General features: G+C 36.5%; 16 protein-coding genes and 1 pseudogene. 10 read left to right on the top strand and 7 right to left on the bottom strand.

What is annotated here, in order from left to right:
• Positions 1-20: 20 nt before the first annotated feature.
• Entirely contained in the window at positions 21-4,295 is a 4,275-nt protein-coding gene (locus tag IPM47_13245) for a T9SS type A sorting domain-containing protein (protein QQS27837.1), read from the top strand.
• A 345-nt stretch (positions 4,296-4,640) separates the two neighbouring features.
• Here IPM47_13245 and IPM47_13240 read toward each other — a convergent pair whose 3' ends face one another.
• Positions 4,641-5,213: a hypothetical protein gene (locus IPM47_13240; GenBank protein ID QQS27836.1), complete on the bottom strand. Its 573-nt coding sequence runs from the start codon at positions 5,211-5,213 to the stop codon at positions 4,641-4,643.
• A 177-nt stretch (positions 5,214-5,390) separates the two neighbouring features.
• Between IPM47_13240 and IPM47_13235 the strand changes: the two genes are divergently transcribed.
• Complete coding sequence (locus IPM47_13235; GenBank protein ID QQS27835.1) at positions 5,391-6,020, top strand: hypothetical protein; 630 nt, start codon at positions 5,391-5,393, stop codon at positions 6,018-6,020.
• Between the two features lie 114 nt (positions 6,021-6,134).
• Here the strand turns inward: IPM47_13235 and IPM47_13230 are convergent, their stop codons facing one another.
• Complete coding sequence (locus IPM47_13230; GenBank protein QQS27834.1) at positions 6,135-7,115, bottom strand: hypothetical protein; 981 nt, start codon at positions 7,113-7,115, stop codon at positions 6,135-6,137.
• A gap of 231 nt (positions 7,116-7,346) precedes the next feature.
• On the opposite strand from IPM47_13230, the gene IPM47_13225 reads away from it, so the two are divergent.
• Positions 7,347-8,087 (top strand): TerC family protein, encoded by a 741-nt coding sequence (locus IPM47_13225; protein QQS27833.1) that lies wholly within the window; start codon positions 7,347-7,349, stop codon positions 8,085-8,087.
• 71 nt (positions 8,088-8,158) lie between these two features.
• A complete protein-coding gene (locus tag IPM47_13220) occupies positions 8,159-10,618 on the top strand; it encodes a transglycosylase domain-containing protein (protein ID QQS27832.1) in 2,460 nt (819 codons plus the stop codon).
• A gap of 160 nt (positions 10,619-10,778) precedes the next feature.
• Here the strand turns inward: IPM47_13220 and rdgB are convergent, their stop codons facing one another.
• From rdgB to rffA, 4 genes are all read right to left on the bottom strand, one after another.
• Entirely contained in the window at positions 10,779-11,369 is a 591-nt protein-coding gene (rdgB, locus tag IPM47_13215; GenBank protein QQS27831.1) for an RdgB/HAM1 family non-canonical purine NTP pyrophosphatase, read from the bottom strand.
• Positions 11,370-11,386: 17 nt separating this feature from the next.
• Positions 11,387-12,136: an RluA family pseudouridine synthase gene (locus tag IPM47_13210; protein QQS27830.1), complete on the bottom strand. Its 750-nt coding sequence runs from the start codon at positions 12,134-12,136 to the stop codon at positions 11,387-11,389.
• A gap of 260 nt (positions 12,137-12,396) precedes the next feature.
• A complete protein-coding gene (locus IPM47_13205) occupies positions 12,397-12,828 on the bottom strand; it encodes a T9SS type A sorting domain-containing protein (protein ID QQS27829.1) in 432 nt (143 codons plus the stop codon).
• Between the two features lie 361 nt (positions 12,829-13,189).
• Positions 13,190-14,317 (bottom strand): dTDP-4-amino-4,6-dideoxygalactose transaminase, encoded by a 1,128-nt coding sequence (rffA, locus tag IPM47_13200; GenBank protein ID QQS31473.1) that lies wholly within the window; start codon positions 14,315-14,317, stop codon positions 13,190-13,192.
• 308 nt (positions 14,318-14,625) lie between these two features.
• Here rffA and IPM47_13195 point away from each other — a divergent pair, with 308 nt between their 5' ends.
• The 3 genes and pseudogenes from IPM47_13195 (at position 14,626) to IPM47_13185 (ending at position 19,159) form a co-directional block, all read left to right on the top strand.
• A complete protein-coding gene (locus tag IPM47_13195; protein ID QQS27828.1) occupies positions 14,626-15,228 on the top strand; it encodes a GNAT family N-acetyltransferase in 603 nt (200 codons plus the stop codon).
• Between the two features lie 299 nt (positions 15,229-15,527).
• Positions 15,528-18,146 carry an ATP-dependent chaperone ClpB gene (clpB, locus tag IPM47_13190; protein ID QQS27827.1) on the top strand — a complete coding sequence of 873 codons (2,619 nt, stop codon included), beginning with the start codon at positions 15,528-15,530 and terminating at the stop codon, positions 18,144-18,146.
• Positions 18,147-18,246: 100 nt separating this feature from the next.
• Positions 18,247-19,159 (top strand): annotated as a pseudogene (locus IPM47_13185) (J domain-containing protein).
• 44 nt (positions 19,160-19,203) lie between these two features.
• Here the strand turns inward: IPM47_13185 and mscL are convergent.
• Positions 19,204-19,623 carry a large-conductance mechanosensitive channel protein MscL gene (gene mscL / locus IPM47_13180; GenBank protein ID QQS27826.1) on the bottom strand — a complete coding sequence of 140 codons (420 nt, stop codon included), beginning with the start codon at positions 19,621-19,623 and terminating at the stop codon, positions 19,204-19,206.
• 393 nt (positions 19,624-20,016) lie between these two features.
• Between mscL and IPM47_13175 the strand changes: the two genes are divergently transcribed.
• The 3 genes from IPM47_13175 to IPM47_13165 all read left to right on the top strand — a co-directional run bounded on the left by IPM47_13175 (position 20,017) and on the right by IPM47_13165 (position 22,531).
• Positions 20,017-20,346, top strand: coding sequence for a hypothetical protein (locus IPM47_13175; protein ID QQS27825.1), 330 nt, complete (start codon positions 20,017-20,019; stop codon positions 20,344-20,346).
• A 433-nt stretch (positions 20,347-20,779) separates the two neighbouring features.
• A complete protein-coding gene (locus IPM47_13170; protein ID QQS27824.1) occupies positions 20,780-21,760 on the top strand; it encodes a polysaccharide deacetylase family protein in 981 nt (326 codons plus the stop codon).
• Positions 21,761-22,531 (top strand): formyl transferase, encoded by a 771-nt coding sequence (locus IPM47_13165; protein QQS27823.1) that lies wholly within the window; start codon positions 21,761-21,763, stop codon positions 22,529-22,531. It abuts the gene before it with no gap.
• The last annotated feature ends 217 nt before the right edge of the window (positions 22,532-22,748 follow it).

Here is a 22,748-nt window from a genome sequence, read left to right as displayed (position 1 = left end):
ACACTGAATATTTTAAATCTATGAACAAGTTCATCTTCATTATATTTTTGGTATTGCTTTCCATTCGTAGCGGAGCGCAATGTGTTACGCCTATTAGTTTTCAGCAAAATAATCAGGAAATAATTATACTCGGCTCATCTACGGGACATCCATTATCAGTTCAACTGACTGCATCATCGTTTAACGGATATAATCTATCCTGTAATGATGCGAATGACGGATGGTTAACCGCGTTACCTCAGGGAGGTACTCCTCCTTACAGTTATCATTGGAGCAACGGAATTTCCGGAACTTCTTTCTATACCATCAACAACTTGTCCATTGGTACTTATTCGGTTACTGTTACTGATGCCAATAATTGCAACATAGCCTCAAACTCTGTTACTTTAACTCAATCTGCTCCTGTTACTTGCAATGCTTCAATCAGTTCTACAGCATGTAATACAGGTAACAGCGGCAGTATCTACATTTCGGCATCAGGCGGGGTAGGAACTTTAACCTTTACAGTCATAGGACCCGATCAAACTCTTGTCAGTACTAATCCCTCATTTAACGGTTTGTCAACGGGTAATTATACTATTATTACTTCTGATATTAACAATTGTACTTGTACTCAAATTTTAATTCTTGCTGATGACCTTGATCCCGTTGCCATTTGTCAATCTGCTTTGGTTAATTTAAACTCGAGTGGAGTAGTAACTATTTTGCCTCAAACTATTGGAGGTAACAGTTATGATGATTGTGGTATTTCATCTTTAAACCTTAGTCAGACGGAATTTTCCTGTAGTGATGTTGGAACGAAAACGGTGGTGCTGACTGTAACGGATTCAAGCAATCATACTGCTACCTGTCAAACCAATATTGTTATTCAGGATGTAATGCAGCCTGTTGCTGTATGTCAAAACTTCACCTTATCAGTAAATTCCGGTGGAGAAGCCTACGTACTTCCAGATTTTATCAATAACAATAGTTCTGATAATTGTGGAATTTCCAATCTGAGTGTTACCCCTAATCTTTTTGATTGTTCTAATATTGGAACGAATATCGTAAGCCTCCATGTAACAGATATTTCTGGCAATACGAGTTCCTGTTTGGCAACAGTTACCATTCAAGACCATTTTGCTCCAACAGCAAGTTGTCAAAACATAACAGTACAACTTAATTCTTCAGGAAATGCAATTATTAGTGCGGAAAACATCAACAACGGTTCTGCCGATGCTTGCGGATTAATGGGAATGAACATTAGTAAATCCAGTTTTAACTGCGCAGATATAGGCAATAATCCCAATACTGTTGTTCTTACCGTTACTGATATGAGTGGAAACTCGGCAACTTGCAACAGTTCAGTACTTGTTCAGGATAATATTCCTCCTTTAGCAATATGTATGCCGGTAACTGTTCAGCTAAATGCCGGGGGTATGGCTACTATTACCCCTGCACAAGTGAACAATAACAGCACAGATTTCTGTGGACTTAACTCGATCAGTCTTAGTAATTCGGATTTTAACTGCTCTGATATTGGGTTAAACAATATTGTTATGACAGTTTCAGATGTCAATGGAAACTCAGGTAACTGTACTGCTCAAATTACCGTTCAAGATCCGATAGCCCCGGTTGCTCTTTGTCAAAACATCAGTGTAACCCTCAATTCTTTAGGAACGGCAAGTATTACAGCCGCTCAGATAAACAATGGCAGCTCCGACAATTGCAGTATATCTAACTTAACTGTAAGTCCAAGTTTATTTAACTGCTCAAATACCGGCATCAACAATGTAACTTTGACGGTAACAGATGCTGCCGGGCTGACAGGAACCTGTACAGCACAGGTAAATGTTATAGATGGTGTTCCGGCAACAGCGCTATGCAAAAACACCATTGTTCAGTTAAATACAAACGGACAGGCGTTTCTAACTCCGGATTTGATTAACAATGGCTCGACCGATAACTGCTCTGCACCTACTTTATCAGTCTATCCTTCTGTCTTGACCTGTTTGAACTTAGGCGTAAACACGGTTACACTTACTGCCTCAGATGGCACGGGTAATTCAAGCACATGTGCTGCAAGTGTAACGGTTCAAGATCTTGTTTCGCCTGTTGCAGTTTGTCAGGATATCAGTGTTACACTCAATGCCGGTACAGCGACAATTACTGCTGCACAAATCAGCAATAACAGTACTGATAATTGCAGTACTGTTTCAATGAATGTTTTTCCTTCTAATTTTACCTGCGCTAATTCCGGTGCTAATACCGTAACATTGACAGTAGCAGATGCCGCCGGGCATACATCTTCTTGTTTTGCAACAGTGATGGTATTACCTATAGCGTCAGGAACCGCAAGCAGCAATAGTCCGGTATGTGTAAACGGAACTATTGAACTGCAAGCTGAGGGGGGAGTTTCTTATCAGTGGAGTGGGCCCAATGGTTTTATTTCATCTGCACAAAATCCCATCCGTCCAAATGCGACGACCGGAATGTCGGGTATTTACGTAGTTACGATAACCAATGCTGAAGGTTGTGCAGTTGCTGTAAGTACTACTGTATCAGTAAATGGAACTACAACAGCCACTATTACCGGAACAGCCGCAGTTTGTGTTGGTCAGAATATTTCACTCAACGCTTCGACCGGTGCAAGTTATATTTGGAGCGCTCCGGGTGGTTCAGTTTATAGTACCCAACAAGTCAATATTTCTAATGCATCCTCGGCCAATGCCGGACTTTATTCTGTAACCGTTACCAATTCCGGTGGCTGTTCTGCATCGGCTAACTTTAATGTTTCGGTTCATACTTTACCTACTGCTTCTATTGCAGGTACTACAAATATCTGTGTCGGGGGCAATATCAATTTGATAGCAAGTGGAGGAACTACTTACGTTTGGAGCGGACCCAACGGATTTATGACCACAGGTGCAAATGCCAACATTAATAACGCAGGAGTCAATGCATCAGGATTATACGCTGTAACTGTTACAAATACATCCGGCTGCTCGACAACCGCATCGCATACTGTCAATGTGTCGAGTGCTGCATCTGCGACAGCCGGAAGTAACAGCCCCGCATGTATTGGCGGCATATTGCAACTGACCGTCTCCTCTGGGGCATCCTACCAATGGAGCGGCCCTAACCTGTTTTCTTCTACACAACAAAACCCGGTCAGAACCCCGGTAACTGCTTCGATGGCAGGTACTTATTATGTAACCGTTACTTATTCGGGTGGTTGCACGGCAAGTGCGAGTACTTCGGTAACCACTTCACCCAAACCAACTCCGGGCATTACAGGAGCAACAACAATTTGTGCCACCAAACCCCTTAGTTTAACGGCTTCGGGCGGTATTTCCTATGCCTGGAGCGGACCCAATTCCTTTACGTCAACCACTGCATTGGCCTATATAGCGAATACTGCTTCAGTTAATGCGGGGGTCTATACCGTTACTGTTACGAATGCTGCGGGATGTACTGCTTCGTCTTCAAAAACAGTTACAATTAACCCCTTACCCAACCCCGTTGCTTCGAGCAATTCTCCGGTTTGTACGGGTAGTAATATCAACCTGACATCGAGTGGTGGAACAAGTTATATATGGAACGGACCTGGCGGCTTCAGCTCTTCGGCACAAAATCCAATCAGGACAAGTGCTACTTTAGCCATGGCAGGAGTTTACACAGTTACAGTGACGGGCACAGGTGGTTGTACTGCTTCTGCAAGTACAACGGTTACGGTCAATACCTGTGGATCTCCTTTGGTTGTAACGTCGGTTACCATCACCAAAAACAGCAGTATGACTTTGCTCGGCAACGGTGCTATTACCCTTAATGTTTCAGGAGGAGTTCCCTGTACCGGCGGTGCCTTTTACAATTATTCATGGTCACCGCTTATAGCTACTGCAACACTTACTTCTTCAAACGGAACACATACTTATTCCGGCTTATCTGCCGGTTATTATACGGTAACCATTACTGATTGTGGCGGTAACACACTGGTTCAGACCTACAACGTAACCAATGCTATCAGAGGATTTAAAACCGATGAAACAGAACTAATACAGCTAACTGCTGCCCCTAATCCTACCGACAATTTTACCGTACTTTCTTTTAATACCAATACCATTGAAAAAATGCGGCTAACCATCTATTCAACCGAAGGAAAAGAAATTGCAATTCTGTTTGACGATATGGTCGCTGAACAATCCGAATACAATATCGGCTTCAACACCCAAGACTTACCGGCAGCAACTTATATCGCGCAATTGAGAACTGAAACCGGACTGACCAAACAAATCCGTGTGATGGTTGTGCGATAAGTAAAAAACTAAAAAGTGAAAAACAAGTAAGTGAAAAACAAGTAAGTGAAAAACAAGTAAGTGAAAAACTAAAAGTGATATAAACCTTATTACCTTAGTAATTAGTAACCGAGTACTTTCTTGTTATCAAAACCTTATTACCTTATACCCACTATAATTTCATTTTGAACCATCAGATACTGACAAACGTCTTTAAATTCCTCTCCTCGGAGGTGTTATGGGTGGGTTCTTTTAGTTAAAATTAGTTTGTTTTATCCTCCTGACTTCTTCATTCTCCTTTGATTTGAGTTGAATCACCTTTGCTTAGGTTTCAATCACCTTTGCTTAGGTTTCAATCACCTTTGCTTAGGTTTCAATCACCTTTGATTCAGTTTGAATCACCTTTGATTCAGTTTGAATCACCTTTGCTTCGGTTTGAATCACCTTTGCTTCAGTTTGAATCACCTTTGATTCAGTTTGAATCACCTTTGATTCAGTTTGAATCACCTTTGATTCAGTTTGAATCACCTTTGATTCAGTTTGAATCACCTTTGATTCAGTTTGAATCACCTTTGATTCAGTTTGAATCACCTTTGATTCAGTTTGAATCACCTTTGATTCAGTTTGAATCACCTTTGATTCAGTTTGAATCACCTTTGATTCAGTTTGAATCACCTTTGATTCAGTTTGAATCACCTTTGATTCAGTTTGAATCACCTTTGATTCAGTTTGAATCACCTTTGATTCAGTTTGAATCACCTTTGATTCAGTTTGAATCACCTTTGATTCAGTTTGAATCACCTTTGATTCAGTTTGAATCACCTTTGATTCAGTTTGAATCACCTTTGATTCAGTTTGGTACTCCATTAACCTGTCGGGAATTTCAGTTTTTTTTATTTTTTCAGTTCCTGCCTCAAGCCCCATTTTGCAAGGCTTCATAAAAAATTTTATGTAAAAAACAACTGAAACTGCATTTTTTTTAAAAAAAAATTAACGGACATGCAACTAACTAAGCAAAAATTTCGTTTAATAGAGCAAATAAAGAATTATTTACTGCTACTAAAATAAATACTAAAAAAACAAAAACATTTTTTCAACTTTTAAATCTTAAAAGCCATGGCCATTTACAAAATCAGATTAAATTTCACGAAGCTATCGTATAGCGGTTTAGCTACATTCACTTTTTCGGTGATAACAGTCCTCTCTGCCAGCTTGATTTACACGACACCTAATCCTACTATTATTCAGCTAACCACAATTTATGATGCTTTTATGGCAGCGATTGCTGCGGCATCAGATGGAGGGAAATCAAAAAATCTGACTAAAAAACAGAAAAAAGCCGAATTATTAGCCGCATTAAGGATATTAGTAAACTACATTGAGGGAGTAGCGGCTAATGACCCTGCAAAATTATCGGTTTCCGGTTTTGAATATTACAGCGGCTCTAAAACTACACTGCCGATTCCCGGAAGAGGCATGAATCTATCCGTAGATTACGGCAAATTATCCGGTACAGCCGATGCTAAACTTGATTCAGATCCGTATGCCATCATGTACCAGTTTCGTTACACCTATGATGATTTGACACCTGAACCGGTCTGGATTATCCTTTCAAACACACTGAGTCCTTCTATTACCATAACCGGTCTGACACTTGGCAGGAATATTTGGGTTCAAGCCCGATGTGTAAACGGACAAGGTGAAGGAGACTGGAGCGACCCTGCCCAATTAATATTTATCCACTAAAACTAAAGGCTTAAATTAAAGGGTAGTTACCTTAAAAACCCCATCCCTCTATCTGGCGGATGGGGTTTTTTAGTTCATCAAAACCAAAGCAGTAACTTTTTCGAAGCTCAGAAATTATCTGGCAGGATCAATCCAACCAATTCCTACCGAAGAACCGGAGACATTATTAAGTTCCAGCCATTCTCGGATGGTTAAAATGTCCTGATCGCCACCCGAAAGACTTGCATTCTTTTCTAACCTTTGCATTAAAAGCGCATCAGCAAAGGCAATTCTTAAATCAGAAGTGATTGAATCTTTAAGATTGCTTTCTGATGGAGATTTGGCTTTAAACCGGGGGTCGGAGTTAATAAGACAGATAGCACGGTTAAATTCATACCACGAGAAACCACCGGATTTGTTTTTATCTCTCAGAGCAATGGCTTTGTCGAGGTTTTCCTTTGCCTCCGAATAATTTGGATTAGTTTGATCTTTGAGTGCAAACCCAAGTTGGCCAAATACATGATGTGTGTTTTCTTCTCCTTCCGCAGAATCTGCCAATGCTTCAAAAACCGGAACAGTACGTTCCATTCTTTTTTTGTTCGAGTTCCAGGTTTCACTTCTCACCTTTTGGGCTTCGGTAAAAATTGCGCTACGTGTCAAAGGCGAGCTTTGTTTGATTTTATCAGAAATCTCGCGTTCAGTTAAGCTCGCAGAAGTTGAACTGTTTAAATACAAAGTAATTTCTTCTTTGTTGACCACATCTGTTTTTTCCTGCTCTTCTTTTGCCTTCAATTTCTTTTCAATCTCGGTCAGACTGCTCGAAAAAGCCTTCTCAATAATAGTCAGCCCGCCCCATCCACCGATAAGGGCTGTAGCCAAAGACTTTATAAAATCGGAAGATTGTGGATTGTTAAACTCAAAATCGCCCGGAACTATTAAAAAAATAACAATTGCCCCTGCAATTCCAAACAAACAATTGGACAAAAAGCCAAGATTGATACTTTTGGAGTTTTCTTTGTGCGGCAAGACCATTTGCCCTTTTTGCAAGCTGAAAATAAAACCTCCAAATAAACCCATCAGGCTTATAATAATTATTTCGCTGTATATTCCTAACATAATTGTATGTGTTTAACTTCGCACAAAATTAAATTGAACAATAACCTCTGAACATTGCAAATCGCTTCTTTTTAGACGGAAACCCCTCCTGATGAAGGCAACCTGTATTTACCGGCATCAGGTTTACAAATGCTTTGCTTATTTGCCTGAAAAATAGCTATGAAATTTGGTAACACAAAGTAAGGTAAAAATTTAAATACTATAATACGTCAACAACATAAATTATTCAACATGGAATTTTTGTTTACTCCCGAAGCAATCATCAGTTTACTGACCCTCACACTTATGGAAGTTGTGTTGGGAATTGATAATCTCGTTTTCTTATCCATCATAACCGGGAGGCTTCCAAATGAACAGCAACCTAAAGCCAGAAGATTGGGACTTTCCTTAGCACTTATTTTTAGAATTGCCTTATTATTAGGCATTTCCTTTATTATCGGATTAACACAACCTATTTTTAACTTCAATCAATTTGGTCTGGATTTTGCCCTGAGCTGGAGGGATTTGATTTTAATTCTCGGTGGGTTGTTCCTTCTCTATAAAGCAACCTCTGAAATTCACCACAAATTGGAGGGTGAAGAATTAAAAGATGAAGTTAAAAAGTTCAACACATTTGGGGCAATCATCGTTCAGATTGTACTTATTGACATGGTTTTTTCGTTCGATTCAATCTTAACAGCAGTAGGTTTGGCTAAACATGTCGAAATTATGATTATTGCCGTTGTAATTTCTATGGTGGTCATGCTGATTTTTGTCAATTCAATCGCAAAATTTATTGAGCAACATCCTACGGTAAAAATGCTCGCTTTAGCCTTTTTGTTGCTCATCGGATTTATGCTTTTGGCAGAAGGTTTCCATCAACATGTTCCGAAGGGTTATATTTATGTCAGTATGTTTTTCTCCTTGGGCGTGGAACTTCTGAATATGCGTTACCGAACCAAAAAAGCTAAACCTGTTCAATTAAGAGATTAGATAATAATCAGAGTAATCTCTCAACCGAAACACCGGACAATTAGTATGTAAATATTGATGAATCAAGACTTATGAATAATAAACCAACAGATTACAGGGAAATTTGGGAAAATCTTCGTCCAAAAATAATAGCAGCACTGAAAGTGATGGTTTTTGGTCTAAGTTTGACTGCAATTTTAGCGCTTGGTTTTTATTATTCTGTCCTGTATGGTGCTTTTGGTGAAATTCCCGCAGAAGACGACTTAAGAAATATTCAAAACGCAGTTGCCACAGAAATTTATTCGTCTGACAATGTTTTGATGGGTAAATATTACCTTGAAAACCGCACAATCGTTAAGTTTATTGACATTTCACCTTATGCAGTGAATGCTTTGATTGCTACCGAAGATGCCCGGTTTTTCCGCCATGAGGGCGTTGATACACGAAGTTTGTTCAGGGTTTTAATTAAATCAATATTGCTTAGAGATGACAGTGCTGGGGGAGGTAGCACAATTAGTCAGCAATTGATTAAAAACTTGTTTCCCAGAAAAAATCACGGGTTTCTCACTATGCCGGTCAATAAAACCCGTGAAGCTATAATAGCAGGACGATTGGAAAAAGTATATAACAAAAACGATGTTTTAACGCTCTATCTGAACACCGTCTCTTTTGGCGAAGATGTTTTTGGAATAGACGCAGCTTCACGCAGGTTTTTCAGCAAATCGCCGGCAAAATTAGATGCTGAACAAGCGGCAACTCTGATTGGCATGTTAAAAGCCCCTACTTCCTACAATCCTCGTATAAATCCGGAGAAATCACTTTCCCGCCGAAATGTGGTACTTGACCAAATGTCTAAATACAATTACCTGACTAAAGCCAAAACTGAAGAATTCAAAAAAAAGCCTTTGGGGTTAAAGTACAACCGTGAGTCGGCAAGTGATGGTTTAGCACCCCATTTCAGAGAACAACTCCGGCTCGAGTTGAAAGACTGGTGCAAAACTCACCTTAAACCGGATGGAAAACCATACAACCTCTACACAGATGGGTTGAAAGTTTATACTACGATTGATTCAAGGATGCAGACAATTGCTCAAAATTCTGTCAGTAAAAACATGTCTGACTTACAAAAGTCCTTTCAAAATCACTGGAAAACTAAAAAACCCTGGGGGAGTAATCAGGAATATATTGTTCAGGCAAAAAAACAATCCGCGCGTTATTTAAATCTGAAATCACAGGGTCTTACGGAGGCAGAAATTGACAAGGTTTTTAAAACTAAAGTACCCATGCGACTTTTTGAATGGGAAAGTGGCAAACCTGGAATTGTCGAAAAAAATTTATCTCCTCTTGATTCCATTATCTATTATCAGATGTTTTTAAACACGGGTTTTATGGTAATGGAAGCTTCTACGGGACAAGTAAAGGCATGGGTGGGAAGCATAAGTCATCGCGATTTTCAGTTTGACCATACTAAAGCCAAACGGCAGGTAGGCTCAACTTTTAAACCAATTGTATATGCGACAGCAATTGAAAACAATATGCCCCCCTGCAATTATTTTCCCAACGAACTGAGAACTTACGAAGATTACCAAAACTGGACTCCTCAAAACTCGGATGAAAAATATGGCGGTTTTTATTCTATGTCCGGTGCTTTGACAAGTTCGGTCAATACAGTTTCTGTTCAGATTATACTGGAAACAGGTGTAAATGAAGTATTGAAAATTGCAAAATTAGCCGGTATCAACAGCCAGATACCTTCCATGCCTTCAATTGCCTTGGGTGCTGCCGATATTTCTTTGCAGGAAATGATGAGCGCATACAGTATTTTTCCCAACAAAGGCTATAGCGTTAAACCGGTTTACCTGAATAAAATTACGGATAGAAACGGAAGAATTTTACAGGCCTTTACGGTAAGTGGCGAAAAAACAAAAGTTATTTCAGCCGAAACAGCAGCACTCATGCTCGAAATGTTACAGGAGGTTGTAAATGACGGAACAGCCCAAAGAATCAGGAATAAATATAACATTAACAGTGCAGTTGGTGGGAAAACCGGAACTACTCAAAATCAAACAGACGGATGGTTTATGGGTATAACGCCCAAATATGTTGCAGGCGCCTGGGTCGGAGGTTCAAACAGGTTAATCAGGTTCAACAGTATTTCATTAGGTCAGGGTGCAAACACCGCTTTGCCTATTTGGGCAGAATTTTTCCGGCAGCTTTATGAACACAAAGATTATAAGTTCCTGATTTATGAAGACTTCCCAAATTTACCGGAATATTTATCCGGTTTGCTCGATTGCCCGCCTTATGTCGAAAATCTTTGGGAAATTCCTACAAATATTGAGGCTGAGGACAACAACAACGAATTTGAGATTTCACCCAACGGTGAATATATCTTAAAGCCCAAACAAAAAGTAACCCCTCCACCTCCAGGTCAAACAGTAAACGGTCAAAAACCTGATGAAAAGACTAAAACCAATAATGAAAAAGACAACCCTCCACAAAAAAGGCGCAGTTTTTTTGAAAAAATGAAGGATGTTTTTGAGAAGGACTAATTTACAGGCTAACCCGATGCCTGCAATATTACCAATAAAACTTTGAAAATATTTTTCCTTTTACCTTCAATAAAACTAAGAAAACACTCTTATCTCTACGACCTAATCGTCTTTTTATGCGACTTATTATCTGTTAAAAATTTATTTAGAACAATAGGTTTCAATTTTCCCCATTGTTTATATGTTTTAAAAAAATGGCCAATTGCTCAATAGCTTTATATCTATGGCTAATTTTGTTTTTCTCTGCGGCAGTCATTTCAGCAAAAGATTTAGTATATCCTAAAGGAACAAAAATCGGATCGTAACCAAACCCTTTTGTTCCGCTTTTTTCAGCAGAAATGTTGCCTCGGATTATTCCTTCGAAAAAATATTCCTTATTATTTAAAATCAATGCTAATACTGTTCTGAACTGAGCAGACCGATTAGTTATTCCTTTCATTTTCGATAATACCAACCGAATATTTTCTTCCGAATTCTTATTTTCACCTGCATAACGGGCACTCAAAACGCCCGGCTCTCCGCCTAAGCTGTCTATTTCAAGTCCGGTATCTTCTGCAAAACAATTCATATTGAAACGTTGATGAATTGTTCTGGCTTTAATCAAAGCGTTTTCTTCCAAACTCGGAAAAGGTTCCGCTATATCCTCGTTAAATTCTAAATCAAGGAGACTTATCAAGTCAACTTTGTTGCCAATCATGTCTTGCACTTCGCGGAGTTTATGGCTATTGTGTGTAGCGAAAACGAGTTTCATGAGTAAAAAATTGATAACTAATCAGATAAACGGTTATATTGGCGAAGCTGATTGATCATTGCAGCGATATCCTTAGGTAAAGGTGCAGAAAAATAAACCGGTTTTTCATTCATGGGATGAATCAACTCAAGTGAAAAGGCATGAAGGGTAACCCGATCAATCATTGGTTTCTCTTCTTCGTTTTTTTTAACATGGTAATGCCTTTTAACTGAAGAAAGATAAAAAGCCTCTTTACCACCATAGACAGGATCTACAGCCAATGGATGGCCAATTGCTTGAAAATGTACTCTGATTTGATGAGTTCTCCCCGTAGTGAGCAGAACTTCAACATAAGCAAAGTTTTTAAACTGCTCAATGATTCTGTATTTACTGACTGAAGGTTTACCGTGAAGACGGTTAATATGCATTACCCCTCGTTTGGATGGAATTTCAGCAATTGGCAGATCTATTTCTGCTACGGGTTCGGACAAAATGCCTTCGACTATAGCATGGTAAATTTTTCTGACCGTATGTTTTTCGAATTGAAGGGAGATATGACGATGTGCTTCTTCGTTTTTAGCAAAACATAAAATTCCGCTTGTTTCCCTGTCCAACCGATGTATTGTCCAAACTCGCCCTAATCTGTTTTGTAAAAACGACTGAATGTTTGGGATATCCGGATTAAATCTGTCGGGAATACTCAGTATATGAGCAGGTTTATTGACCACTACAATATCATTGTCTTCATAAATGACTCCGACTGTTGTTATTAAGTTTTTGACTTGCATAGCAAACATTGGGGTTAAATAATACACATAAAAAATGCCGGATACGATTAATATCATATCCGGCATTTCATTTTTAAGGGATTCAAGTCATATATATACAGGGTGTAGCAATCCTATTTATCTCTAAATTACCAAATACCAAAACAAAAAACCAAAAAACCAAAATCCTGTTCAGTATTTCAAGAGTTTTGATATTTCAAATCTAAATCTTCAAACAATTTAGCTTATTGTTTCAAAATAATTAAATTGCTTAATAGATTTTACTCAATGACCAGTTTTTTGTTTAACAGGCTGAACCCCTGAACAACTTTTAAGAAGTAAGTGCCTTTTTGATTTGCCGGAATATTAATTCTGCTTTCATAGGTGCCTGAAAATTCATCAATACTTTCACTGTGAATTTCCCGACCGGCAACATCCAGTATGACTACCTTTGTGGCATCAGCCTCTTCAAGATTAAAACTTAAAAAGTAAAAACCTTCGTCAAAATCGGGCATGAAGTTGATTTCTTTCACATTCAAATTAGTACTTCCCGACAAAGCAGAAGCTAAATTATCTTTTACAGAACTATAGGTCAGCACATCTGTCCATTCCAAATCCTGAATGGTAACACTGACTTTTTGTTTGTTTTTGTTGTAGTAAGTGTTTTGTTGTTTTTCTTCACCTGCAAAAAGTTTCTGGAATTTTTCAAGCATTTCAGTACTGCTTTGAGCAGAAACTTGATTTCCGGAAACAGTAACCAATGCCATCAAAAAAACCAAAGAAAAAAAAGCGTAGGAAGTACTTCATAAGTAATCAAGATAAAATGTGGATTAATTAATTTTTGTTTTTTAAGTTTTGGAGTAGTTAAAGCAGATTGAAAATCCTAACAAGCCGTAAAACTACAATTCTCACTTGACAATAATCGGAAATTGTAAAGCTTTTATTGTGCAAACAGCAAATTAAACTAAATTTTTAAAGAAAAAGTTCCGTCATAATGAGAACTATAATTGTCTGATTTTTTAATAGTCTATTCCAAAGCAATAAATGATTGACGAAAAATCTTTTTCTAAGTAGTTATTCCGATTGAAAGAACTGTATGATATGATTACATATATCATCCACTTCTTCGATAGTAAGTTCATAAAATAATGGCAATCTCATCAAACAATTGCTGAAGCGGTGACAGTTTGGCAACAGCCGTTGTCCATGAAAATGTTGATAATAAGTTGAACTGTGTAAAGAAACATAATGAAAAACAGCCTGTATATTTTCTCTGTGTAAATACTCAATAAGTTGGGTGCGAGTTTCAGGTTTGTTACAAACCAAATAGAACAAATGCCCATTGCAGTGGCCATAATCAGGAATTTGGGGAAGTGTAAAAAAACCAGAATTGCTTAATGAAAGCAAGTTATGAAAATAACGCTGCCAAAGTTGTATTCTTTTTTCCTGTATAATATTAATTTGCTCTAATTGCGAAAATAAAAAAGCAGCGGTTATTTCAGATGGAAGAAAAGAAGATCCAATATCAACCCATTCATATTTGTTGATTTCACCCCTGAAAAAAGCTGAACGGTTAGTTCCTTTTTCGCGGATAATTTCAGCACGATTATTGAACTGTTGATCATTGATTACAATCATTCCCCCTTCACCGGAAATCACATTTTTAGTTTCGTGAAAGGAAAAAGTCGCTAAATGCCCCAAACTTCCCAATGGTTGGTTTTTATAAAAAGAATCAATGCTGTGAGCGGCATCTTCAATAACATATAGCCCGTACCGATTAGCAAAGTTCATGATCTTATCCATATCACAGGCAATTCCTGCATAATGTACTACTACAATTGCTTTAGTTTTGGGAGTTACCAAATCCTCCAGTAAATCGGCATCAATATTTGGTGAATTTGCTTCACAGTCAGCAAACACAATTTTAGCACCTCTTAAAACAAAAGCATTTGCACAGGAAACAAATGTATAAGAAGGAATAATAATCTCATCTTGAGGCTGAGTATTAATCAGAATTGCACACATTTCGAGTGCATCGGTACAGGAAGTGGTTAACAGTGTTTTTTTAAATCCATATTTGCTTTCAAAAAAATGATGGCATTTTTTGGTAAACTCCCCATCTCCCGACAAATGGCCTAAACCCACTGCCTGTTCAATGTATTGAGTTTCTTTTCCTGTTAAAAAGGGCTTGTTAAATGGTATATATCGTTTCACAAATACAAAAGTGAGGTAAAAATCTGAAGTTATTATCAACTTTACTCCAGATTTTAAATCAACAGTATGATTTAGTGTGATGAGGTTGTAAAAAGTTAAAAGTTACTGTTTTGTCTCGAAAATAAATGTTGGCAATTGAAACTAAAATTTGTTTTATCTAAATTATGCTTAACATTAATTTTGCTTTGTTCATTTTCCAAGAGCTTTGACAACAGGAATACCTGCTTCTTATTAAAACTCTAATAAAAATCCTCTTACCACAAATCTAAAAAACTATTAAACCCTATTATTTAAAGATGAATACTTTTAATTTTTCCAGTAATATTAGCTTAGAAAATAAAGTGGTTTTACTCCGACCTCTTGAAATTTCCGATTACGAAACCTTGTTGCCTTTTTCTTTGCAAGAACCTGAAATCTGGAAGTATTCTCTGGTTGCAGCCGGCAGTGCCGAAATGTTAAAACAATACATTCAAACTGCAGTAGAAGCCCGAATTCAAAAAAATGAGTATCCCTTTATCGTCTTTGATAAAAGAAAAAATCAGTATGCCGGAAGCACCAGATTTTATGATATACAATTATACCATAAAACGCTGCAGTTGGGATATACCTGGTATGGTAAAGAATTTCAAGGTTCAGGAATCAATAAACATTGCAAATTCCTTATGCTTCAATTTGCCTTTGAAGAGATGAAATTTGAAAGGGTTGAATTTAGAGCAGACCTGAACAATCAAAGAAGTATTCAAGCTATGAAAAGCATTGGTTGCAAACCGGAAGGAATTTTGAGAAGCAATACTGTTACGCATTCAGGGAAACGACGAGATACTATTGTATTAAGCATATTAGCAGATGAATGGTTCAAAGAAGTCAGAGACTATTTGTCGGGAAAATTGATCTGGTAACCCAATTTTGAACATTCTCTTACCAATTTACAATCATTTTTTAGCTGAAAAATAACAGAATCTGTGTAAATAACTTTAGACTTTATATTGCCGCTTTTTTATTTATTCTTCATTTTAATTTCATCTGACAAGATTTATATTATTCTGTCATTCTTACTCATTTGTTCAAAGTTGCCTGTCAAAACTTATACGAGTAAAAATAAATACTGACAAAAAGTCTTATATTTATTGAAAAAGCTCCTTGGCATAAGAATTGACCATTTTAACTCAAAAATTAATAACCTAAAACCGAACCAAATATGACCCTCGAAAATTTCACTCACAAAGCACAGGAAGCTTTACAACATGCACAGCAAGCTGCATTTAATGGAAGTCATCCTTCGTGGGATACGATACATTTGCTGAAAGGTATTTTAGACACCGATACGGAGTCTATTCCTTTTATTTTACAAAAATCTGGTGTGAATAAAAACATTCTGCTCGGCAAGGTCGAAGAGGTGTTGGCAAAACTTCCAAGAGTTAGCGGCAACACTGAACAAAGAATGAGTGGAGATTTAAACAAAGTTTTACTTTCAGCCAACAAATTTGCACAAGAATTTGGAGATACCTATATCGCCCTCGAACATTTGTTGTTAGGATTACTTGAAATTGGCGACAAAACTTCACAATTGCTTAAAGAATTGGGAGCTAAATCGAGCAATCTGAAATCTGCAATATTAGAATTAAGAAAAGGAGCAAAAATTACAGACCAAAATGCAGAAACAGGCTATAACGCTCTCGAAAAATTTGCCCGAAATTTAAACGCATTGGCAGAATCCGGAAAATTAGATCCTGTTATTGGGCGAGACGAAGAAATCAGGCGCGTAATGCAAATTTTAGCACGGCGAACAAAAAATAATCCGTTACTTATTGGAGAACCGGGAGTTGGTAAAACAGCAATTGCCGAAGGTATAGCTTTTAGAATTGTAAATAAAGATGTCCCTGAAAACTTGCGCAATAAGATTATTTATACCCTTGATATGGGTGCTTTGATGGCAGGAGCAAAATATCGGGGAGATTTTGAAGAAAGACTAAAGGCCGTTATTAAAGAGGTAACTGAAAGTGATGGCAGAATAGTTCTCTTTATTGATGAAATCCACACGTTGATTGGTGCCGGCGCTTCAGAAGGTGCAATGGATGCAGCAAACATTTTAAAACCGGCGCTAGCAAGAGGAGAACTAAGAGCAATAGGAGCAACTACCTTGAATGAATACCAAAAGTATTTTGAAAAAGACAAAGCATTGGTTCGCCGTTTTCAGGAAGTGATAATAGATGAACCTGATTTACAAGATAGTATCTCTATTTTAAGAGGGTTAAAAGAGCGCTATGAAAATCATCATAAAGTAACCATCAAAGACAATGCAATTATAGCTGCTGTTACACTATCAGATAGATATATTACAGAAAGAAAATTGCCGGACAAAGCAATTGACTTAATTGATGAAGCTGCTGCCCGATTGAGAATAGAAATTGATTCATTGCCTGAACCGTTAGAAGTTACCGAACGCAAACTCAGACAACTTGAGATTGAACGGGCTGCTATCATCAAAGAAAACGATGAGAAAAAATTGGCGAAATTAAACGAACAAATCGCCAATTTAATGGAGGAAAAGAACCAAATGAAAGCACAATGGCAGCAGGAAAAAGACTTATTAGAAACTATTCAAAGCAAAAAAGCAAAAATTGATATTCTAAAACAAGAAGCTTTACAATTTGAGCGGGAAGGGAATTATGAAAAAGTTGCTGAAATAAGATATGGAAGAATTAAAGCACTCGAGTTGGATATTAAAGAATTAGAATCTCAACTTCATAATATGGCTGAAGGCAAGCGAATGCTTAAAGAAGAAATAGATGCGGACGATATTGCTGAAATTGTTTCAAAATGGACAGGCATACCCGTCAGTAAAATGATGGAAAGTGAAAGAGATAAATTGGTACATTTGGAAGCACTTCTAAGCAAACGGGTTATTGGTCAATATGAAGCCATACAGGCAGTTGCAGAAGCTATCAGACGAAGCCGTGCCGGATTTCAGGACCCTAACCGACCAATAGGTTCTTTTTTGTTTCTCGGAACTACCGGTGTAGGCAAAACTGAACTTTCAAAAGCACTTGCCGAATTTTTATTTGACGACGAAAGCCTGATGACCCGGATAGATATGTCCGAATTTCAGGAAAAACATACTGTTTCAAGACTGATTGGTTCTCCTCCCGGATATGTTGGATATGAAGAAGGGGGTCAATTGACTGAAGCTGTACGACGCAAACCATATTCGGTCGTTTTGCTGGATGAAATCGAAAAAGCACATCCTGATGTATTTAATGTTTTGCTGCAGGTTTTAGACGATGGCAGATTGACGGATAATAAAGGACGAACGGTTAATTTTAAAAACACGGTCATCATCATGACCTCAAATATGGGTTCAGACATAATTCAAAGACAGTTTGAAAATTTACCCGAAAACAAGGTTGATGAAGTTGTTGAAAAAACCCGCGAGGAAGTGATGTACAGGTTGCGACAAACAATTCGCCCAGAATTTTTAAACCGTATTGACGATATCATCATGTTCCGTCCTTTGATGTTTGAACAAATCAGACAAATTGTAGTGTTACAGATTGAGAAAGTAAAAGCACTTGCACTTAAAAATAATATTCAATTGAATTTGACAGAATCAGCAATTACCTGGCTTGCAAATCAGGGGTACGATCCTCAATATGGAGCACGTCCAATTAAAAGACTAATTCAAAAAATGGTTATAAATGAATTGTCTATGCAAGTGTTGACCAATAAAGTTTCTAAATCTAATAGCATAGTGTTAGATATAATTAACGATGTACCAGTTTTTCGAAATGAAGCTGTTGAATCAGAAATTATAGTCTAATCTACACAGACTTTCTAAAATAGATAAAACCTTTAACAGCCCTGATGAAGTTTATTAAAAAATCAGGGCTGTTTTAAAAACAATTTAAACCTATACTTCCATGGAATACAAAGATTATTACAAAATTTTAGAGGTTGAAAAAACTGCAAATGCAGAATCAATTAAGAAAGCCTACCGCAAACTTGCCAATAAATATCACCCCGATAAAAATCCCAACAATAAAGAAGCCGAAGATAAATTTAAAGAAATCAATGAGGCGAATGAAATATTGAGCGATCCGGAAAAAAGGAAAAAATACGATACTTTAGGTTCTGATTGGAACAGATACAGACAAAGTGGAGGTACAGGTGGATTCGACGATTTTTTTAGAAATACTTCGGGGGGCAGCCAAATGAACTATCAGGATTTAAGCGACTTTTTCAGTCAAATGGGTGGTGGAAGTATTTTTGAAGAAATATTTGGTGATATGACCAGCGGTAGTAAAAGCAGAAATCGAGCCCGCAAAGGAAGAGATGTAAAAGCCGAGCTCACCATTTTGCTTAGTGAGTCTTATTCCGGAGTTCAAAAAATTATTGAAATTGGCGGAAATCAATTGCGAATTAACCTAAAACCGGGAATAACCGATAAACAAACCCTGAGGTTAAAAGGAAAAGGCCAACAAGGAGTAAATGGAGGTGTGAATGGAGATTTGCTGCTTACCATAAATGTAGCACCTCACCCTAAATTTGAATTAAAAGGAGAAGATATTTATACCACCCAAGTTATAGATTTATATACTGCACTACTGGGCGGAAAAGTAAAAATTGAAACTTTGAAAGGCAGCATCAACCTCACTATTCCTCCTGAAACACCCAACAACAAATTATTAAGGCTTAAAGACTTGGGTATGCCGAAATATTCTGACCCTTCACAGTTCGGCAGCCTTTACTTAAAAAATTGAAGTTCAATTACCGACAAATCTAAATCAACGTGAGAAGGAATTGTTTACTGAGTTGTCTGAATTAAGAAAGTAAAGAAAAATAATTCCCGCTTTAATGTAAAAAAACATCTAACCACATTACCCTTTCTTTAAAATATCTCTGATTTCGGTCAACAAAACTTCTTCATTTGTTGGTGGTGCGGGCGCTGCCGGTTCTTCTTCTTTCTTTTTTTGTATTGAATTATAAGCTCTTAAGACCATGTAAATCACAAACGCAATGATTAAAAAATCTATGAGCGTTTGAAGAAATGTTCCATAATTTACGGTAACAGCAGCTATTTCAGGGGAAGTAGCTGTTGCTGCTATCCCTTCTTTAAGCACAAGTTTTAATTCTGTAAAAGTTACTCCTCCCAATAAAAGACCAATTGGTGGCATTACAATATCTGACACAAATGAGGAAACAATTTTTCCAAATGCACCACCTACAATTACTGCCGTTGCCAAATCTAAAATGTTTCCTTTAAAAATAAAACTTTTGAAGTCTGAAAAAAAGCCCATAAGATTTTCTTTTAAGGTGAATATATTTTATAAGTTTTTAAGACTAACTCAGAATAATCTTTTTTATTCAGATGCAAAACTAATCTGTTTTCTCAAAATTAGATAATTTCTAAATCAAACGACAAATTTACCGATTTTTACAAACGTTTGTATGTGACAATACGGTTGATTTTTACTGACATTTTCGCAGATGACTGACATAAGTGTAAAACTAATTTTGCCTTAAATTGAAGCAATAAAATTAAACATAATGCTACAAGCCTTTTTCTAAAAGGATTTAAACCCATTTTGCGGATTTTTAAACAAACTAAAAATTAATTTTAGCCGCTTTTTGGTATAGATATTGACCTTATATCATTAGTTTATTACCATTCATTTTAAAATTCATTAATCATGGAAGAGTTATTGAAAAAAGTCCTTTATACCAGTGTCGGTATGGTTGCTTATACAAGCGAGAAAATTCAGAAAATTGTAGGTGATTTAGTTTCTCAAAGCAAAATTTCAGAAGAAGAAGGAAAGAAAATTGTCGAAGATTTTTTGAAAGATTCAGAAGGCAAACGTGAAGAAATCGAAGCAAAAGTTAAAGAAGTTGCTTCTAAAATTTTGGCCAACTTAGATTTTTTAAAGAAAAAAGAGAGCGAAAATAATGGAACCCGAGCAGATGATATTGAAAGCAAATTGGGTATGACAGAATCTGCCGAAACTATCGTTGAAGTGAAATAGTTTTAACTTATTGTTTTATCAATCAGGAAACCGGACTTGAATAATCAAGTCCGGTTTTTTTATTGATATTATTGGGTTAGAATTTATTTTATGTGCTATAAACAAATTCTTTCATGTTCTCGAATTTTATAATTTTATTTATTTAATGCCAAACTTTATAAGCTGTTTGTTGGAGGAAAATTTTTGAAGCCTATTAGAATCTGTTAACCTTTAACTCATCCTATCTGCTCAAATTTATGCAATTGTAATGGATGTTGAATAGGTTTGTTCTCATTTTTATCACTACAAATATCTGCTACCTAAAAAATCTCATGCTCAATAACCACTTTATAGGGATATGTTAAGAAAAACAATTTCAAGATTGGTTTGGGAGCATTTTCTTACTTTTGAGTTGGCAATTGTGGTAAACAGTAAGCAACCAAAAGTTTATTAAATGGAAACAGGTCAATTTGTAATATCTTTAGATTTTGAACTTTTATGGGGGGTAAGAGATAAAAAAACCATTTCAGAATATGGTGAAAACATTAAAGGAGTCCATTTGGTGATCCCAAGGCTTTTGAGTATGTTTAAAAATTACAACATCCGGGCAACATTTTCGGTTGTGGGTTTTTTGTTTTTCGAAACAAAGGAAGATTTAACCGCCAATTTACCCAAAAACTTACCTGAATATACCAATTCAAACTTTTCACCTTACAAAGGTCATTTTGATTTGGTAGGTGAAAACTATTTAGTTGATTTATATCATTTTGCTCCATTATTGATAGATGAAATTAAGAAATATCCCGAGCAAGAAATAGGCTCTCATTCTTTTTCACATTATTACTGCTTAGAAAGCGGGCAAACTATCCGTGATTTTGAAGATGACCTAAATTCAGCTATTCGTTTGGCAAAAAGTAAAGATATTAACCTGACTTCTTTCGTATTTCCAAGAAACCAGTTTAATGATTATTACCTAAAAGTTTGCAGCAATTTGGGTATCAAATGTTACAGAGGGAATGAACAATCATGGCTATATGAGGCAAAAAAGGGAGAACATGAAAGTTTGTTACGCAGAGCTTTGCGTTTGGTTGATGCTTACATAAACATTTCGGGGCATCATTGTTATGAGGAAAGTTACTTAAAACGCAAAGTTCCTATAGATATACCTTCAAGCAGGTTTCTAAGACCATTTAGTAAAAAACTTAAATTGCTTGAAAATTTGAGATTAAACCGGATAAAATCAAGCATGACTTATGCAGCAAAAAACAATCTCGTCTATCATTTATGGTGGCATCCCCATAATTTTGGCATTAACCAGAATGAAAATTTTGATTTTTTGGAAAAGATTTTATTGCACTACAGCGCATTGAACCTAAAATATAAATTTCAGAGTACTACGATGTCAAAATTAGCAAATGAGTTAACCTATCATTAGATGATGAATAAAAAAATCATTTTAATTGCAGGTAAAGGGCAATCTACTAATATAATTTTTAATGCTTTAATTGAGCGTTATGGCGTTGTATCAGCAATAATTGAAGACAAGGAATCTCCAATTGCATTTTGGAAAAGAAGGTTGAAAAAATTGGGTTTAGTAAAGGTTTTGGGGCAAATCGGTTTTCAGCTTTTAATACAGAGACCTCTAAAGTTATGCTCAAAATATAGAATTGACGAAATTATTCGCCAAAATAAACTCAATCAAAAAGATATTCCAAATGATAAAATTCTAAAAGTCAACTCAATTAACTCAAAAATAACCATCGAACTTTTAAAGTCCTTAAATCCGGATCTAATTATTGTAAACGGAACAAGAATAATTTCAAAAAGGGTTTTACAAAGTGTGCCCTGTAAATTTGTAAATATTCATGCCGGAATAACCCCAATGTATAGAGGAGTTCATGGAACATATTGGGCACTTGTAAACAATGATTTTATTAACAGCGGTGTTACGGTACATTTTGTAGATGAAGGAATTGATACCGGTCAAATCATTGCTCAGAAGCAGGTTTCAATTACATCTAAAGACAATTTTTCAACTTATCCTTTTTTACAGCTTTCTGTCGGTCTTGAATTGTTGTTTGAAAGTATTGATTCATGTTTTAAGAAAAGTACGACTTCGGTTAAATTTGAGGGGGAAAGCAAGTTGTATTATCACCCCACTATCTGGGCTTATTTATTTAACCGAATATTTAAGAAGGTTAAATAAAATCTTTTAAATACCTGGATATCTAATTTTTGCGACTTTCTTAATTTTTAAAAGAAGGTTGCCGAACTTTTATCTTATTCACATTTTCAGGCTATTCAGTGTGTATTGATAAAGACAATTTCCTGAAATAACCGTTAAATGTCGAAAATAGCAGTAATTCGTTACTTTCCTTAAACTAGGTTTGCTATTTTTGTAGCTTTAAAAATTTGAGGGTAAT

This window comes from Sphingobacteriales bacterium, assembly GCA_016700115.1.
Lineage (GTDB): Bacteria > Bacteroidota > Bacteroidia > Chitinophagales > UBA2359 > UBA2359.
This window is presented reverse-complemented; position numbering and strand designations above follow the sequence as displayed.

Coding starts and splice junctions, on each gene's coding strand:
- IPM47_13245 (QQS27837.1), top strand. CDS start 21: ATGAACAAGTTCATCTTCATTATATTTTTGGTATTGCTTTCCATTCGT.
- IPM47_13240 (QQS27836.1), bottom strand. CDS start 5,213: ATGAAGCCTTGCAAAATGGGGCTTGAGGCAGGAACTGAAAAAATAAAA.
- IPM47_13235 (QQS27835.1), top strand. CDS start 5,391: ATGGCCATTTACAAAATCAGATTAAATTTCACGAAGCTATCGTATAGC.
- IPM47_13230 (QQS27834.1), bottom strand. CDS start 7,115: ATGTTAGGAATATACAGCGAAATAATTATTATAAGCCTGATGGGTTTA.
- IPM47_13225 (QQS27833.1), top strand. CDS start 7,347: ATGGAATTTTTGTTTACTCCCGAAGCAATCATCAGTTTACTGACCCTC.
- IPM47_13220 (QQS27832.1), top strand. CDS start 8,159: ATGAATAATAAACCAACAGATTACAGGGAAATTTGGGAAAATCTTCGT.
- rdgB (QQS27831.1), bottom strand. CDS start 11,369: ATGAAACTCGTTTTCGCTACACACAATAGCCATAAACTCCGCGAAGTG.
- IPM47_13210 (QQS27830.1), bottom strand. CDS start 12,136: ATGCAAGTCAAAAACTTAATAACAACAGTCGGAGTCATTTATGAAGAC.
- IPM47_13205 (QQS27829.1), bottom strand. CDS start 12,828: ATGCTTGAAAAATTCCAGAAACTTTTTGCAGGTGAAGAAAAACAACAA.
- IPM47_13195 (QQS27828.1), top strand. CDS start 14,626: ATGAATACTTTTAATTTTTCCAGTAATATTAGCTTAGAAAATAAAGTG.
- clpB (QQS27827.1), top strand. CDS start 15,528: ATGACCCTCGAAAATTTCACTCACAAAGCACAGGAAGCTTTACAACAT.
- mscL (QQS27826.1), bottom strand. CDS start 19,623: ATGGGCTTTTTTTCAGACTTCAAAAGTTTTATTTTTAAAGGAAACATT.
- IPM47_13175 (QQS27825.1), top strand. CDS start 20,017: ATGGAAGAGTTATTGAAAAAAGTCCTTTATACCAGTGTCGGTATGGTT.
- IPM47_13170 (QQS27824.1), top strand. CDS start 20,780: ATGGAAACAGGTCAATTTGTAATATCTTTAGATTTTGAACTTTTATGG.
- IPM47_13165 (QQS27823.1), top strand. CDS start 21,761: ATGATGAATAAAAAAATCATTTTAATTGCAGGTAAAGGGCAATCTACT.